This window comes from Paeniglutamicibacter sp. NPDC091659 (assembly GCF_044756805.1).
Classification (GTDB): domain Bacteria; phylum Actinomycetota; class Actinomycetes; order Actinomycetales; family Micrococcaceae; genus Paeniglutamicibacter.
The window spans coordinates 31,875-48,178 of the sequence record NZ_JBIVTO010000006.1 but is presented as its reverse complement, the minus strand read 5'-3'; the positions used below and the strand labels follow the sequence as shown (position 1 = coordinate 48,178).

Here is a 16,304-nt window from a genome sequence, read left to right as displayed (position 1 = left end):
TGTTCCCGCACCGCGGGCACGTGAAGCCGGTCGCCTTTGCGTTTCCCGCACGACGAAACGATGACGACACGACGACGACACCAGGTAGACACGCCTGCGGCCGCACCGGCGAAAAACCGGTGTCGCGACGCCCCGCCTCGTGTACGCTTCGACACATGTGCGGGCCGCGTCCGGCGCCCGAAAGGTCCCGCCTGCCGCACCCGTCCCCGCCCGCTTCCCCCTGAATCGATGCCCATGCCAACACCCCAGTCGCAGCACCCGGCGCCCGAGGCGCAGCCCGTCACCACCGCGGACCTGGTGGTCCTGGAACTGGATGCGCCCAGCCGCGAGGCAGCCGTGGCCGCCCTCGGCGCCCGGCTGTTCGAGGCCGGGCGCATCGCCGACCTCGACGGGTTCCTGGCCGAGGTCGATCGGCGCGAACACCAGCTGGCCACGGGCCTGCCCGGCGGGATCGGCATTGCGCACGCCCGCTCCGCCCACGCCGCCGACACCAGCATCGCCGTGGGCGTGGTGGCCTACGGCAAGGGGATCGACTTCGGTGCGCTGGACGGCGCCGCCCACGTGGTGCTGCTGCTTGCCACCCCCGCCTCGAGCTACTCGGCACACCTGAACATGCTCGCGGCGCTGGCCCGCTCGCTGTCCAAGGACTCCTTCCGCACCTCGCTGCGCCGGGCCAACGACGCCGAGGTCATCGCCGAACTGGTCAACTCCACGATCGACTTCTCAACGGTCTGACGGCCCGCGTGCCCGCGTCCGGGTTCGGTACCCGGCTGCTCTTCTTGCCCGTCGCTGGCGGGCGCACGGCAACCCCGTGCATGTGGCGCATCTCGCGCGAACGAACGGGCCGGGGGATTGGTTCCATTCGCGCTGGCACGCCCAACCGAAGTACGGTTGTATGGTGCTGAAAACTGCCTTCAAACCCCGCTGGATACTGTCCCTGGTCGGCGCCCTCCTGGTTGCCACGGGCTTTGTCCTGCTTAGCCAGTGGCAGTTCAACCGTTCCGCCACCGAGGCGCCGCCTCCGGTGACCACCACGGAGAAGCCGGTCCCGCTGACCTCCCACCTCAAGCCGACCGAGGTGCTGATGGCCTACCAGGCCGACCAGATGGTCACCGCCACCGGCCGCTTCCTGGACGGCAAGCAGATCCTGGTGGGCAACCGGCTGGAGGACGGCAAGCTGGGCTACTGGGTCGTCGCGGCCTTCAAGGTCGTCGGCGCGCCGGACGGCAACACCGTCCCCGTGGTCCGCGGCTGGCAGCCCGACGAAACGACCCCCGCCCCGGCGCCGTCCGGCGAGCTCTCGCTGACCGGGCGCCTGCTGCCCACCGAGGCGCCCGTCTCCCGCGACCAGCGGAAGGCCAGCTTCGATTCGCTCTCGGTGGCCGAGCTGATCAACGTGTGGGACGTGCCGTCCTACAGCGGCTTCCTGGTCGCCGGGCCCGTCACCGGTGCCGACGGCGCCGACCAGTCCGCAGCGGCCTCCGGCCTGGCCCAGGTCACCGTCGGACCGCAGCCGCAGGAGCGCCAGATCAACTGGCTGAACGTGTTCTACGGCATCGAATGGGTGGTCTTCGCCGGCTTCGCCGTCTTCCTCTGGTACCGGCTGGTGGCCGACGACTACCGCCGCGAGCAGGAGGACATCGCCGACGCCGCGGCCATCGCCGCCGGCCTTGACCCGGCCGCCGTCTACCGCGACGAAGTCAGGCTCAGCGCCTTGGCCGCCGAGTCGGACCACTCCGGCCACCCAGGCTCCTCCCGCGAGGCCCCCCGCGCAACGACCGAAATTCCGACCCACACCCAGAACCAGAACGAGGACCAGAAGTGACCGAGCAAACCTCCACCCCCAAAGTGCGCCGCTTTGCCGGCACCCCGGCCCAGATCCGCAGCGCCTCGAACTTCTACAAGGTGCTGGCCTACTCCACCGGCGTGATGTTGCTGCTGCTCTGCGCCGAGATGATCCTCAAGATGGCGTTCAAGGTCGAGCTCTTCGTCGGCGGCACCCTGCTCGACGGCAGCTCCAACGCCGTCGGCCTGGTCAACCGCGCCGACATCACCGACGGGATCAACATCTCCCTGGCGATCCTGATCGTCCACGGCTGGATGTACGTCGTGTACCTGCTGGCCGACTTCCGCCTCTGGTCGCTGATGCGCTGGCCGTTCAGCCGTTTCATCACGATCGCACTGGGCGGCGTCGTCCCGCTGCTGTCCTTCTACATGGAGAAGAAGGTCCACGGCGAGGTCGAGCGCGAACTCGCCTCGCACCCGCAGGCGGCCAAGCGCTACTGAACCCCTTCTCGGAACCCGTTGCGGCGGCCCCGGCCTGAATTCACCTCGGTGAGCGCAGGCCGGGGCCGCCGTTTGCTTATCCACTTCTCCCCACATTCGGTGTTTTTCGCTGCACGACGGGCCGCCGGGGGAGCACACTCTAGGTCATGAGCGCACAGCCCGTGGCCCGAACCTCGGGGCACACCAGCATCGAGGCCGTCAGCCGGCAACTCGCCGCCGCGGTGCTCTCGCTGCGCGCCGCCGCGGGTGAACTTGCCGGCCTCAACCTGGATGCGGCGGCCAGCGCCACCGTGCTCGGCTTGCTGGAACAGGCCCACCGAGCCATCGCCTTCGGCCAGCTCCACGCAACCTTCCAGGCCGATGCCTCGCAGGTCCACCGGCTCGATCCTGACACGGCCCTGCGGATCGACATGCTGGCCGCGCACCCCGAGGGGCTCGCCGACGGCACAGCGCACGTCCCCGCGGAGGTCCTGCGCCAGGGCATGGCCCCGCAGCGGAACACCCAGGCCTACCTCCAAGCACACCTGCACATCTCCAATGCCGAGGCCCGGAACCGGCTCGCCGGAGCGAGGCTGCTCATCGCCCCCGCGCCGCCCGACCCCGACGATCCCACGTCCCTTTCCGACGGCACCGCCGAGCCCAGCTACCCGATCCTGGCCGAAGCCGCGGCCGACGGCAGCGCCGATGTCGCAACACTGGCCCAACTCGCCGGCAGGCTCGACTCCATGACGCCGCGCATCACCCCGCGTCCCGACGCCCGGCAGGTGACCACGGCCATCGAGGAGTCGCTGGCCAACGAGGCCCGCACCGGCGATCCCAAGGCCTGCCACAAGGCGCTGCAAGACTGGAAGGAGTACCTTTCCGACCACGGATCGGCCATCACGGATGAGGAAATCCTGGCCCGGCGCGGCCTTTTCTACCGCGGCTTCCGCGACGGCTGCGACGAATTCCTGCTGCGCTGCGACCCCATCGACTCGGAGGTGATCCGCAGCTTCGGCGAGGCGTGGAGCAACCCCCGCTCCCAAAAATCCCCGCCCCGCTCGGCCTCCACGAAACGTCCATCGATGCCGGCACCGTCCATTTCGGGCGCCACCAAACCGCCCGCATCAGCCGAGCCCGGCACGATCTCGATTCCAGGTTCCACGGGCGTGCCGCTGGGAACCCCGATCCCCGAATGGGCCATCGCCCCGGGAACCCCGGCAGGGCTGATCCCGGTGAGCCAGCTCGAATGCGGTGCCCCGCCCCCGGCTTTTGCCACCAACCCGGCAGGCGATCTTCCCGACGCGGCCGAATCGCCGGCCGAATTCCCGGTCGACGGTCGCACCACCCCGCAATTGCTGCTCGACGCGTTGGTCGGCGCATGCGCCGGGGTGCTGGAGGGCAAGGGCCTCAGCCAATCCGGTGGCCTGCGCATACGCGTCGGGGTCACCATCGACTACCGCACGTTGCTCGGACAGCTCGAGGAAGCAGGCCTGACCGACCACGGCCGACCCGTATCTTCGCTCAGGATCCGCGCCATGGCCTGCAGCGGCGGCCTGCTGCCGGTGGTCCTGGGATCCGAGGGCGAGGTCCTGGACATGGGGCGCGAGGTGCGCGGCTTCACCACGGCCCAGCACAAGGCGCTCGCGATCCGCGACCGCGGCTGCGTCGTCCCGGGCTGCCAGCGCCCGGCGTCGACCGGCGAGGCCCACCACGTCCGGTCCTGGCTCGACGGGGGACCGACGGACGTCGGAAACGGCTGCATCATCTGCCAGTACCACCACCTCGCGGTCCACGCCGGGCTCATCACCCTGCGCATGATCGACGGCATCCCGTACGTCATCGCCCGCGCCGGCAAACCCCGCGGCGAGCCGGAGCGAAACCTGTTCTGGCATCCGGAACTCCGCACAGCCGGCTACACCGCCCCGCTGTTCACCTGAGGGCCCGCCGGCAAACGCATGTGGCTAGGCTTGATGTCATGAACATCGAATTGAGCCGCTTCCGGGTCCGCCCCGGCCAGATGCCCCTCGTCGAAGAATGGCTGGACTTCCTGAACCGGAACATGGACGCCGTCCTCCAGACCCTCGACGGGGAGAACATGCTGGTGGAAACCATCTTCAGCGAACACCGCGACGGGGCCGACTACCTCTACTGGTTCAGCATCCAGGGCGACAACGGGCTCGATGTGCGCGAATCCAGGCACTGGGTGGACCGGAAACATCTCGAGTACTGGCGGGCCTGCATCGACGACACCTACACGCACGTCGACCTCGCGCCAAGGGTCACAATGATCCCCGCACGCGTCATGGACACCTTCGCAGGCTGCGGGCAGCCGTCCGCCTGAGTAGCGTGCGTCACGCTTGGCCCGTTCGAGGTGCGAGTGGGCGCGTCGGGCGGCTAAGCTGGTGCACGTGACTAACACTCCCAGCACCCCAGAGCAAAAGCCGGTTCTGGTCGTCGATTACGGGGCCCAGTACGCACAGCTGATTGCTCGGCGTGTACGCGAAGCCAACGTGTATTCGGAGATCGTCCCGCATACCTTCACCACCGAACAGATTCTCGCCAAGAACCCGGCGGCAATCATCCTCTCCGGTGGCCCCTCGAGCGTTTACGCCGAAGGTGCCCCGAGTGTCGGTGCCGACCTTTTTGAAGCAGGTATCCCGGTACTGGGCATCTGCTATGGCTTCCAGGCCATGGCCAACGCCCTGGGCGGCGTTGTCTCCGAGACCGGCCTGCGCGAATACGGCGCAACCGATGCCACCGCCACCGGAGCCGCACGCTCCATCCTGGCCGGCATCCCGGAAAGCCAGAACGTATGGATGAGCCACGGCGACTCCGTCTCCGTCGCCCCCGAGGGCTTCGACGTGCTGGCCACCACCGCAGGCGCACCCGTTGCGGCATTCGCCAACGAGGCCAAGCGCCTCTACGGCGTGCAGTGGCACCCCGAGGTCAAGCACTCCACCCACGGCCAGGACGTTCTGAAGAACTTCCTGTACAACGGTGCGGGCCTGACCCCGACCTGGACCGCGTCGAACATCCTGGACGAGCAGGTCGACAAGATCCGCACCCAGGTCGGCAACGGCCGTGCCATCTGTGGCCTGTCCGGCGGCGTGGACTCCGCCGTGGCTGCCGCACTCGTGCAGCGCGCCATCGGCGACCAGCTCACCTGCGTCTTCGTCAACCACGGTCTGCTGCGCGAAGGCGAAGCCGAGCAGGTTGAAAAGGACTTCGTCGCCGCAACCGGGGCCAAGCTCTACGTTGCCGACGAGCGCGAGCGCTTCCTGACCGCCCTTGACGGCGTGACGGATCCGGAAACCAAGCGCAAGATCATCGGCCGCGAATTCATTCGCGCGTTCGAGGCAGCCGAGACCGCGATCCTCGCCGAGGCAGCCGATTCCGGCCAGCCGGTGAAGTTCCTGGTCCAGGGCACCCTGTACCCGGACGTCGTCGAATCCGGCGGCGGCGAAGGTGCTGCAAACATCAAGAGCCACCACAACGTGGGCGGCCTTCCCGAGGACCTGGACTTCGAACTGGTGGAGCCGCTGCGCGAGCTCTTCAAGGACGAGGTCCGCGCCGTGGGCAAGGAGCTTGGCCTGCCGGCCGAGATCGTCATGCGCCAGCCTTTCCCGGGCCCCGGCCTGGGCATCCGCATCATCGGTGCCGTCAACGAGGAACGCCTGACCCTGCTGCGCAAGGCCGACGCGATTGCCCGCGCCGAGCTCACCGCCGCAGGCCTGGACCAGGAAGTCTGGCAGATGCCGGTCGTCCTGCTCGCGGACGTTCGCTCCGTGGGTGTGCAGGGTGACGGCCGTACCTACGGCCACCCGATTGTGCTGCGCCCGGTGTCCTCCGAGGACGCCATGACCGCAGACTGGTCGCGCCTGCCTTACGACCTGCTCGCACGCATCTCCAACCGAATCACCAACGAGGTCGACGGAGTCAACCGCGTGGTCCTGGACGTCACGTCCAAGCCACCGGGAACCATCGAATGGGAGTAAGCGGCCGCCGTTCCGGCACGCCGTAAATAGTTCGGGGGGAAGTCGCGCATGCGGCTTCCCCCCGAACTATTTTTATGCCCGAGGTCCCATGCCCGATGCCGGCCGTTTCGACGCCCCCGGAGACGACGCGCGAAGTGCCCCCGTCCGATCCGCTGCGGGGCGCCGGCACGGCCCGCGCGGCAGGGAAACCCCGGTGTGCCCGACGCAATCAAACAAGCGGAACCGCAACGTGTTTTGGTTCGGCATCGGACGCCGCTTTTGCACTACGTTAGTAAGGGCTGAATGTACTCCTGTGGCAACGCCCGGTTCGGGTACGGCCGCATTCAGTTTGAGGGAAGGGACGGTAGCTTCGGTGGCAGAACACCAGCAGTATACGGATGAAATGGTCTCGACGTGGGTTGACTCCCTGGGACCCGGAGTCGGAACCGACACGCTGCTGCGGTATGCCCCCTCGGCGTCGAACAGCATCGACATCACCCACGCCCACCCCTCGGGCCTGGCCCAGTTCCTGGCCGGCCGGCGCACCCGGCTCTCCACGCTGCTGCGCGACTCGGACCAGTACGTTTCGGCCCGCCGCACCGCCGAGGCGCTGCGCGGGAAGATCCGCGAACTCTGGGACGAACGCGGCATCGACGTCGGCTACCTCTCCGCGGGCCTTGCCAACTGGCGCGCCGTGCACGAGGGCCGCAGCGAACAGTTCAACGCCCCGATCATGCTCGGGCGCATCGTGCTCACGGTCCGCGAGGACCAGGAGGACTACGAGATCCAGCTCATGGGCCGCGCCGAATTTTCCCCGGCCCTGCTGCGCTACTTCAAGCGCCAGTACCACCTGGACATCGACGTCCCGGCGATCAACGCCGCAGCCTACTCGATCGCCCGCTTCGACCCGACCCGCGGCATGGACGCGTTGCGCCTGCAGGTCGCGGACACCGGCGGCATCGTGATCGCCCACCAGCTGTTGATCTCCACCTTCGCCGACCTGGCCGATCCGGCCGACCCCGGCACCCTTGACCTGCAGCACCCGGTGCTTGCCACGCTGCTGGCCGCCGAGGAGGGCCGTGCCTCCGGCTCCGCAACGCCCCGGAAGCTACCCTCCCCGGAGGTCGCCGCCCGCACAAGTGACGACAGGGATCCCGCCGACGAGCTCCTGCTGCTCGACGCCGACGAATCCCAGCAGCGCGCGCTGGACCTCATCGAGGCCGGCGCCTCGGTGGCCATCAGCGCCCCGGCCGGCAGCGGCCAGACCCAGACGGCGATCAACGCGGCCGGCGTTCTCGCCGCCGCGGGCAAGCGTGTGCTGGTGGTGGCCGAGCGCCGTTCCAGCGCCGAGGAATTCGTGGCCCGCTTCGCCGAACTCGACCTGGCCGGCACTGCCCTGCTGCTTTCCCCGGAGGACGATCCGGCGGCCCTGCGTGAGCTGCTGACCCGGGCGATCCTGCGCAACGAGCGCGCCGCCGAACCGCAGCTGGGCAAGCTGCACGAAAAGCTGCGTGAGCACCGCCACGCCCTGCTTGACCACGTGCGATCGCTGCACAGCACCCGCGCCCGCTGGGGCTGCTCGCCGTACCGCGCCATGCAGGAACTGGCCCGCCTCTCCTCGCTGGACCCGGCCCCGGCCACCACGGTGCGGCTGAAGCGCTCGGTGCTGGATTCGATCACCGACCGCGCCGCGACCACCGTCCAGCTGGCGCGCGCCGCCCAGCTCGGCTCCTTCGTCAGCGCATCGGCCACCAGCCCCTGGTATGGGGCGCGCCTGCGTAACAAGCGCGACACCGACACGGCCCTGGAGCTGGTCACCGGGTTGCAGCGCGACCTGCCGATCCTGCGCGACCACATGCTCAAGGTTGCCGAGCACTCCGAAATCCGGCTGGCCGATTCCTACAACAAGTGGGGCGAACAGCTCGAGCTGCTGCTGGCGGTGCGCGGCTCGCTGGACAAGTTCGAATCCGACATCTTCGACCGCCCCGTCGAGGACCTGATCTCCGCCACCGCATCCTCCGCCTGGCGCCGGGAACGCGGCATCGAGATGAGCTCGATGACCCGTTCGCGGCTGCGCAAGGTCGCGAAGGACTATGTTCGCCCCGGCATGCACGTCGCGGACCTGCAGTCCGCGCTCGAGGCCGTCCAGGTCCAGCACCTGGCCTGGCGCCACCACGCGACCAGCCAGCGCCACCCGATGGTGCCGGCCGGCCTGCTCGACGTCAACGCCGGCTACCAGGACGCCGGCTCGCGCATCGACAAGCTTGCCTCGCTGCTGCCGGCGGCCGCCGGGGACAAGCTGCGCGACGAGCCGGTCGAGCGGCTGCTGGCCCGCATGGACTCGCTGCTGGCGAACAAGGGCGAGCTGGACCAGCTGCCGGAGCGCACGCTGATCATGGAGCAGCTCGCCGAGCAGGGCCTGGGCGAGCTCATGGCCGACTTCCGCGAGCGCAACCTCGGCGCCGACGCCGTCGGTTCCGAACTCGACCTGGCCTGGTGGCAGTCCGCGCTGGAGGCGATGATCTCCGGCGACGACTTCCTGGCGATGAACGACGGGGCCAAGATGCGCCGGCTCGAGGCCGAGTACCGCATCACCGACTGCGCCCACGTCGCCTCCGGCACCTCGCGCCTGCGCTGGTCCCTGGCCAAGGCGTGGAAGGCCGCGCTGGCCGACCACCGCGCCGCGTCGCGGGAGCTGCGCGCCATGCTCAAGGAGGAAGAGCCGAGCATCGCCGCGCTCTGCGCCCTGGGCGACGATCTGGTCAACTCGCTGTGCCCGGTCTGGGTCGGCTCGCCGCTGCTGGTCCCGGCGACGGTCCCTGCGTCGATGAAGTTCGACGCCGTCATCCTGCTCGAGGCCGACTCGCTGTCGCTGCGCTCGGTGCTCGGCTCGATCTCCCGGTCCACGCAGATCATCGCGTTCGGCGACACCATGATGGGCGCCCCGAACCCGTTCGAGGTCTCCGTCGACCCCACCGCGCACACCCGCGCCGAACGCACCCCCATCTCCGCGATGGAATCGCTGGAACGGATCCTGCCGCTGTGCCGGCTGGGCACCGTCTACCGCGGCATCGACGAGGGCCTCACCGAATCGCTCTCGCACGCGTTCTACGCGGATTCGCTCTCCAGGCTTCCCGCCGCACGCTCCCTGGGCTCCGGCTCCCCGGCACTGCGCGCCGAGTACGTCGTGGACGCCACGGGCTCCCTGAGCAATAACGGGGAATCGGTGGAAACCACGGTGGCCGAGGTGCAGCGCGTCGTCGACCTGGTCTTCGCGCACCTTGCGCAGCGCCCCGCGGAGACCCTCGCGGTGATCGCCGGAAACCGCAGCCATGCCGCGGCCATCGCGGAGGGCATCCGGGTCCAGCTGCCCAACCACCCGTGGGCCACCAAGCACTTCCGCGCTTCCAAGGAACGCTTCCTGGTCACGAGCCTGGACCGGCTGGCCGGCCTGCAGCGCGATGCGATCATCCTCGCACTGGGCTACGGGCGCACCACCCACGGCAAGACGGTGCACGACTTCGGCGCCCTCTCGCTGCCCGGCGGCGACGAGCTGTTCGTCAATGCCGTCACCCGCGCCCGCACCAGCATGACGCTGGTCTCCGCACTGCGCCCGCAGGACGTCGACCTCTCCCGCATGCGCTTCGGCGCCCGCCGCTTCCTGGAGCTGGTCGGCCGGGTGCTCGGCGGGGACTCGGGCATGATCGCCACCGCCGCGCCGCTGCAGGACGCACTGGTCACCGACCTGATGGGCCGCCTGGAGGAGCACGGTTCGCTGGTCACCCAGCACTACCGCGGGGTGCTCGACATCGCCGCGCACGCGGTGGACGTCACGGGAGCCGGCAGCACCGCCCCGTTGGCCGTCGTGTACGACGGCACGCAAAACTACCGCAGCCTCTCGGTGCGCGAACGCAGCCGCCTGCGTCCGCAGCTCTTCGAGGCCCTGGGCTGGCGCTATGTGCCGTTATGGACGATCGACGTGTTCTCCGACCCGGGAAAGGTCGCTAACACGCTGGCCGGCTACCTCGGGCTTGAACCCGCGGACAGCGAATCCCAGAGCGCCTCGGTCTAGCAGCGATGGATGAACAGCAGGCGCCGCGGCCCAAGAAGTCGCGGCGCTACACGGCACCCCCGCAGACGGTCAGCGACTCCGTGGTGCTTGGTGTCTTTGCGATGCCGCACGGTGCCGGGCGCCCCGACCCTTCGGCCCAGGCTTCGACAAACGCGGCCGAGGCAAACCCCGAAGGGCCAAACCCCGACGAGGCAACCGCCGCGGGGAACAAGCAAACCCGAGCTGCCGGCCAGCGTCGCGGTGCGGAGGCCGGGAAAACTGCCGGCTCCAAGGCCCCACGGAAAACCGGCAGCGGACAGGTCCTGCCGGAACGCGCCGCCGAGGACGACCCTCGCCGTTGGGGCGACACGGAGGACGACCTCGGCGAATGGATGAGGTCCCAGCGCCCGCCGCACTGGGACTGATGTCAAGGTAACCCGAACCCGCAACGCAATACCGAACTCCGCAAACCGGTTACCCGGCGTTTCTCGCAGGCACGGCCGGAGCTACGGATTGACCAGCACCACGGCGAGCTTGCCGCGCTGCGGCGCCGCGGAAAGCGACTCCGCGATACCGGATCCGGCGGCCACCACGATCAGTCCCGCCTCGTCGTCCGTGCCGGAAGTGCCCCACGGGCCCTGCTGCGCCGCATCGGGCCGGGCCCCGGTCCACAAGACCGCCAGGCCGCGCGCCAACACCCGTGAAGTCACCGCCGTCTCGAACCCGTTCCCCTCGGTCAGCACCACATCCACGCGTTGTCCGGCCCGGAGCAGCGTCGCGGTCTGGGCGTCGTTGAGCCGCAGCGGAACGGCAACGGTTCCCGGGGGAGTGCCGGCAAGCAAGCCGGGCCCGATCATCATCGTCCCAAGCAGCGGGCTGCCGGCCAGCAGCGGGATCGCGAGCCGCGAGCCGGCCACGGGCCCTGCCGTGGCGAATCCGCCCGCCGGCAGCAGCGACCGTGGAACCGGGGCAAGCGCGAGGTCGGAGTCCGTGAGCAGCGTACCCGCCGGAAGATCCCGGCCGGCCACCATCACCTGGACGCGTTCCTCGGTCTCCGGCGCCAGTGTGGCCAGGGACGTCGCGACGGCCAGCATGGCCACCGCCCCGGCCAGCAACCTGCGGTACTTGGCGAACAGTTCCCGTCCCGATCGCCCCGGTTCCTGTCTTCGTTGTTGAGCACGGGGCCCGCGCATGCCGGCGTCCGCGGGTCCCGTGCGGGAATCGCGCTGTCCACCGGTTTCGTTCGTGCGGCGAAGTGAAAACATGCGTTAAGCAAGCCATGGGTGGACACCCGTGACGGTGTCCACCCATGGTGGTGGTGCAAATCCTGTGTGCGCCGTGTCGCGGCAACGGCTGTGCGTGGAAGTCCCCGCAACGCCGCAAACCCCGCAGCCCCCGGAAGGCGCCTTTGGCGGCCGGCGGGGATGCCCTCGCTACGCGGAGGTGCTTGCGGCCGGCACGCTGGAGCTGCCGGAGGAACGCGAATCGTTGCGGTAGAAGCCCGTGCCCTTGAAGACGACGCCGACGCTGTTGAACTTCTTGCGCAGGGCGCCCTCGCACTCGGGGCAGACCGTCAGCGCTTCGTCGCTGAAGGACTGGACAACCTCCATCGCGTGGCCACAGTCTTTGCAGGCGTAAACATAGGTAGGCATCATGATCCTTTCGCAAGATGAAGCGTGCGGTTCCGCACGGAGCGCCCGGCACACAACGGCCTGGGGCGGATCCTGCGGGTTGGGTCGGCGGGGTTGGATACCTGCCACGGATTCAATTCTAACGCACGACGAACCGCTCACACGGTGAGGTTACGCACGCCGGATGCCGTCGCCACCGCGTCGACCCGCTGGTCGAAGGGGTCCACGGGGAATGAACCCGCGGCCATGAGCTCGTGCTCGAAGACCATGGCCAGCAGTTTCGGCACCCGGCCCAGGCCTGCCATCGAGGAGATGAACCTGTCGTAGTAGCCGCCGCCCTGGCCCAGCCTGTCGCCGCGATCGTCGACCGCCTGGGCGGGCACCAACACCACATCCACCCGGTCCATCAGGTCCGCGGAAAAGCGTTGGCCGACCGGCTCGTCGATCGGGGCCACGGAGCTGCGGGCCATCTCGACGCCGGGGAACCAGCGGACCCAGGAAAGCCGGCGTTCGGGTTCGCACACCGGGACGTAGACCGTGTACCCGGCCGCGTCCAGTTCATCGAGCAGCACACCGGTGGGCGGCTCGGCGCCATAGGACAGGAAACAGGTCAGCGTCTTGCGGGGGGCGTGCTCCGCAAGCCAGGGCAGCAGGTGCCCGCGCAGCGATCCCATCTGCGCATCGCGCTCCGCGTCGCCCAGCGCCCGGCGCTCGGCCCGGAGCCGCGTGCGGATCTCGTCCTTGGGGTCATTTTCATTCACGGTCCCCAGTCTAGGACCCTGCGGGCGGGGTCGATTGACTAGGATTGGGGCATGCCCGAATTCGACCGTCACTGGCCAGCCACCGTGGAGGGGCCAAACATTGTCCTTCGTCCCATGCGCCTGCGCGACAAGGGCGAATGGAGCGCCCTGCGCCGGGCCAACGCCAGCTGGCTGGCCCCCTGGGACGCGACGGTTCCGGACGGCAGCGGCTACCCGGCGAATTTCGCGGCAATGGTCTCGAGCCAGAACCGCGCCGCACGAAACGGCCAGTGCCTGCCGTGGGCGATCACGCTGCCCAACGACTACAGCAAGCGCGCGCCGATGGTCGGCCAACTGACAGTCTCCTCGATCATGTGGGGGGCGGCGCGCAGCGGCTCCATCGGCTATTGGGTCGATGCCGGCCACGCGGGACAGGGCATCGTGCCGGAGGCCGTCGCCATGGCCACCGACCACTGTTTCCGGGTCGTGGGCCTGCACCGGATCGAAATCAACATCCGGCCGGAGAACGGGCCGAGCCTGCGCGTCGTCGAGAAACTCGGCTTCCGCGACGAGGGGCTGCGCAAGAACTTCCTGCACATCGACGGTCAATGGGCCGATCACCGTACCTTCGCGCTGACCAGCGAGGAAGTCCCCGAGGGACTGCTCAACCGCTGGGCGGTGCACCGAACCAAACATTGAACCAAGCGCCAGGCCGGCCGCGCAATCGCCCCGCATGCCGCCCGGCAAGCGGGCAGGGTGCCCCCGCCGTCGGCGAAAACGTCGAATTCCCGATTTTGTATGCAGTATTGCCGGACACACCGCGTCCAATGCGGCGTCAGCCGCCCATACATGCTTAATGTTGGTTGACGTGGACGTTCCATATTGCACGACGTGGCCCGCACACCCGGAACCGGGTGTCGGACGCGCGCAGACAGGCAAAGACCACATGCGGAACAAATGCCGGCGGAGAGCCTGATCTCCACGGCATCCGCACAAGAAGCAGTCGTCCACCGACGGAGGAGCATCATGGCACCGGCAGCACCCAACGCTTCAGCCGCGTCTGGCACGCAGGGGCAGGCCCCCCTGCGGATCCACTATGACCGCGTGGCCATTGCGTTGCTCGGGTGCCTCTCGGTGATCACGGTCGTCATCGGCGGCATCCTGGCGATGGCCGGACTGTTTTCCGGGTTGGTTCCGATGGCCGGGCTGCTGCTGGGTGTTGCAAGTTTCGCCGCGTTGCGCTCCCTGGCCGTCCGCGACCGCCGCGCCAAGCTGCTGGCCCGCATGGAATCCACCCGCCGGCTGGCCATGGAGCCCAAGGCTGCGCCCGTGCAGCCGGCCGTGAAGAAGCAGCAGGCCGTTTTCGACGCCCAGCCGGATTCCAACAAGCGCCCGCCGCGGCTGACGGTGGAGGAACTGCGTGCCGAGGCCCTGCGCATCGCCAACAACGGTGCGGCCGTGCAGCGCCCCGAGGGCTGGAAGCCGACCGAGGTCCCGTTGCCGCAGTACGTCGTGGCAAACGCGGTCAAGCGGCCCGCACCCGAAGCGCTCGAGGCCGAGGCCGAAAAGAAGCCGTCGACCAAGACCAGCCTGCGTGCGCAGGAAGCCGGCCAACGCCTGGCGGAGGCCGCCGAAGCCGCCGAGAATCCGGTGGATGACAAGTCGGCCGCCTCGATCGACGCCGCCGCTGCCAAGGCCCGCCTCGAACGCGCTTCCCGCACCGGGGACCGCCTGAACCTCGACGATGTCATGCAGCGCCGCCGCGCCTAGGCGGCAGCCGCTACCAACCGATGACCACGGGCGACCCGCGGGACAACCGGGATGCCGCGGAGCTGGCAGCCCTGGCGCCGGCGATCCCGCGACTCATCGCATTGCTGGGCGGGACATTGGTGCCCGGGCCGTGGGACTTCAACGAACACCAGATCCGCCTGCAGCACCGGCCGGGAGCCGGAATCAGCGCCGTCTACCGCATGCCCGTGGGCACCGGGTTTGCCGAACTTGGCGTGAGCACGGAAAAAATCCACACACCCGGTGCGCCCGGCGTCGAGGTCCCCGACCCGTCCTCGGAGACCGGTTCGCCGGTCACCGTCACCGGCTGGATCCACCCGCACGACCCGATGCTTCCGGGGCTGGCCGCCGCCCTTGACGGGCCGGAACTGACGCGGCTCTGGGGCCGGGGCGAGCTCCTGGGAAGCCTCAGGACCGTGGCCTACCGGCCGCTGCGCCGCGCCGTGATCCGGGCGTCGTTCGTCACCCGCGGGCCGTTGCGCATCGAGCGGGCCGTGTACCTGAAGGTCGGGCGCGAACACGCGAGCGCCGCACTGCTGAAGCGCCACGCGCTGATGCAGGGATCGACCGTCCCGGTGCCACGCGTTCTCGAGCCGGTGGTCGCCGGGATACTGGCGCTGGAGGAGGGCGTCGGCGAAGGGCTGGCCGCGGCGATCCGCCGGGATGCAGGCAACGACCTGTCGCCGGAGGACTTCACCGCCCTGCTGGACGGATTGCCGCCGGAACTGATGGACCTGCCGTCCCGGCGGGCCTGGAGCGACGGCATCCTGCGCTACCGGCAGGCCGCCGTGCTGGCGCTTCCGGGGCAGCAGGAACGGATCGACCTCTTGGTCCGGCGCATCGAGCACCACTTGGCCCATTCCGATCGCGGCCCGCTGGTTCCCGTGCACGGCGATTTCTACGACGGCAACATCCTCATGCGCGGGGGCAGGATCTCGGCGATCCTGGACCTGGACTCGCTGGGCCCGGGCCACCGGGTCGATGACCTGGCCTGCTTCCTGGGGCACCTGGCCGTCCTGCCGAGCATCAGCGGGAAGAACCTTCCCGCGGCGGCCGCGCTGGAGCGGTTCGGTGGCGTCTTTGAACGCACCGTGGACCCCGTGGCCTTGTGGGCGCGCGCCGGTGCCGTGGCGCTGACCCTGGTGGCCGGAGCGCGCGTCGCGGGCTCCGGTGACTGGGTCCCGGCGGCCGAAGCCCGGCTGCGGGTGGCCGAGGAACTGCTGGACAGGGCCGACCGCAGCGGAGAGGCCTGAAAGGCGGACAGGGCAGTTCGGACGGACAAATTGGCTCGGGCGGCCCCGGAAGGGCACCTAGCCCAGCGGCTCCTCGGGCACCGGCCCGCCGTGCCCCTTGTGGTGGCCGAACACCAGGGTGGTTTCGGTGTGCCCCACGGATTCGTCGGTGGCCAGGTTGTCCAGCACCCAGTCGCGCAGCGCCTCGGTGGAACTGACGGCGATGTGCAGCAGGTAGTCGGTCGCCCCGGAGACGTGGAACATCGAGAGCACCTCGGGCTGCTGGGGCATCTTCTCGGTGAAACGGTCGATCTGCACGCGGTCGTGCACGCGCAGGCGCACCGAGATCAGCGCCTGGACGCTGCGGCCGACCGCCGGCAGGCTCACCTCCGCGTGGTAGCCGGTCAGTACCCCGCGCTCCACCAGGGAACGGGTGCGCAGCAGCGCCGTCGACGGGGCGATGCCCGTGCGCTGGGCCAGCATGGCGTTGCTGATGCGCGCGTCGTTGACCAATTCCTGAATGATCCGACGGTCAACCGCGTCAAGCTCGGCCGGAAGTTGCGGGGAAGAAGAGAAAGCCATGCAGATATTCCATCACAGTTGCGCTGCCTTTGGTGCTG

General features: G+C 69.2%; 15 protein-coding genes. 11 read left to right on the top strand and 4 right to left on the bottom strand.

What is annotated here, in order from left to right; translation table 11 throughout:
- Positions 1-228 precede the first annotated feature (228 nt).
- From ACIQLF_RS12165 to ACIQLF_RS12130, 8 genes are all read left to right on the top strand, one after another.
- Positions 229-735 (top strand): PTS sugar transporter subunit IIA, encoded by a 507-nt coding sequence (locus ACIQLF_RS12165; protein WP_400298577.1) that lies wholly within the window; start codon positions 229-231, stop codon positions 733-735.
- Between the two features lie 160 nt (positions 736-895).
- Entirely contained in the window at positions 896-1,825 is a 930-nt protein-coding gene (locus tag ACIQLF_RS12160; RefSeq protein ID WP_400298574.1) for an SURF1 family protein, read from the top strand.
- Positions 1,822-2,286 carry a DUF3817 domain-containing protein gene (locus ACIQLF_RS12155; RefSeq protein ID WP_400298572.1) on the top strand — a complete coding sequence of 155 codons (465 nt, stop codon included), beginning with the start codon at positions 1,822-1,824 and terminating at the stop codon, positions 2,284-2,286. Before ACIQLF_RS12160 ends, ACIQLF_RS12155 begins: the two co-directional genes overlap by 4 nt.
- A gap of 146 nt (positions 2,287-2,432) precedes the next feature.
- Positions 2,433-4,205, top strand: a complete 1,773-nt coding sequence (locus ACIQLF_RS12150; protein WP_400298569.1) for a DUF222 domain-containing protein — start codon at positions 2,433-2,435, stop codon at positions 4,203-4,205.
- A gap of 38 nt (positions 4,206-4,243) precedes the next feature.
- Complete coding sequence (locus ACIQLF_RS12145; RefSeq protein WP_400298568.1) at positions 4,244-4,609, top strand: DUF6176 family protein; 366 nt, start codon at positions 4,244-4,246, stop codon at positions 4,607-4,609.
- Positions 4,610-4,670: 61 nt separating this feature from the next.
- Positions 4,671-6,263: a glutamine-hydrolyzing GMP synthase gene (gene guaA, locus ACIQLF_RS12140; RefSeq protein ID WP_400298566.1), complete on the top strand. Its 1,593-nt coding sequence runs from the start codon at positions 4,671-4,673 to the stop codon at positions 6,261-6,263.
- Positions 6,264-6,615: 352 nt separating this feature from the next.
- On the top strand, positions 6,616-10,314 hold the full coding sequence (locus ACIQLF_RS12135; RefSeq protein WP_400298564.1) for a DNA helicase: 3,699 nt from the start codon (positions 6,616-6,618) through the stop codon (positions 10,312-10,314).
- Between the two features lie 5 nt (positions 10,315-10,319).
- Entirely contained in the window at positions 10,320-10,718 is a 399-nt protein-coding gene (locus tag ACIQLF_RS12130) for a hypothetical protein (RefSeq protein ID WP_400298561.1), read from the top strand.
- Between the two features lie 81 nt (positions 10,719-10,799).
- On the opposite strand, the gene cpaB is transcribed toward ACIQLF_RS12130, so the two are convergent.
- The 3 genes from cpaB to ACIQLF_RS12115 form a co-directional block, all read right to left on the bottom strand.
- Positions 10,800-11,558 carry a Flp pilus assembly protein CpaB gene (gene cpaB / locus ACIQLF_RS12125; protein WP_400298559.1) on the bottom strand — a complete coding sequence of 253 codons (759 nt, stop codon included), beginning with the start codon at positions 11,556-11,558 and terminating at the stop codon, positions 10,800-10,802.
- A gap of 168 nt (positions 11,559-11,726) precedes the next feature.
- Positions 11,727-11,948: an FmdB family zinc ribbon protein gene (locus tag ACIQLF_RS12120; RefSeq protein WP_400298558.1), complete on the bottom strand. Its 222-nt coding sequence runs from the start codon at positions 11,946-11,948 to the stop codon at positions 11,727-11,729.
- Between the two features lie 134 nt (positions 11,949-12,082).
- Complete coding sequence (locus ACIQLF_RS12115) at positions 12,083-12,685, bottom strand: 5-formyltetrahydrofolate cyclo-ligase (protein ID WP_400298556.1); 603 nt, start codon at positions 12,683-12,685, stop codon at positions 12,083-12,085.
- 51 nt (positions 12,686-12,736) lie between these two features.
- On the opposite strand from ACIQLF_RS12115, the gene ACIQLF_RS12110 reads away from it, so the two are divergent.
- The 3 genes from ACIQLF_RS12110 (at position 12,737) to ACIQLF_RS12100 (ending at position 15,705) form a co-directional block, all read left to right on the top strand.
- Complete coding sequence (locus tag ACIQLF_RS12110) at positions 12,737-13,363, top strand: GNAT family N-acetyltransferase (RefSeq protein ID WP_400298554.1); 627 nt, start codon at positions 12,737-12,739, stop codon at positions 13,361-13,363.
- A 327-nt stretch (positions 13,364-13,690) separates the two neighbouring features.
- Positions 13,691-14,434, top strand: coding sequence for a hypothetical protein (locus ACIQLF_RS12105; protein WP_400298551.1), 744 nt, complete (start codon positions 13,691-13,693; stop codon positions 14,432-14,434).
- Positions 14,435-14,454: 20 nt separating this feature from the next.
- Positions 14,455-15,705, top strand: a complete 1,251-nt coding sequence (locus tag ACIQLF_RS12100; protein ID WP_400298549.1) for an aminoglycoside phosphotransferase family protein — start codon at positions 14,455-14,457, stop codon at positions 15,703-15,705.
- A gap of 57 nt (positions 15,706-15,762) precedes the next feature.
- Here ACIQLF_RS12100 and ACIQLF_RS12095 read toward each other — a convergent pair whose 3' ends face one another.
- Positions 15,763-16,266 carry an Lrp/AsnC family transcriptional regulator gene (locus tag ACIQLF_RS12095; RefSeq protein ID WP_387526195.1) on the bottom strand — a complete coding sequence of 168 codons (504 nt, stop codon included), beginning with the start codon at positions 16,264-16,266 and terminating at the stop codon, positions 15,763-15,765.
- Between the last annotated feature and the right edge of the window lie 38 nt (positions 16,267-16,304).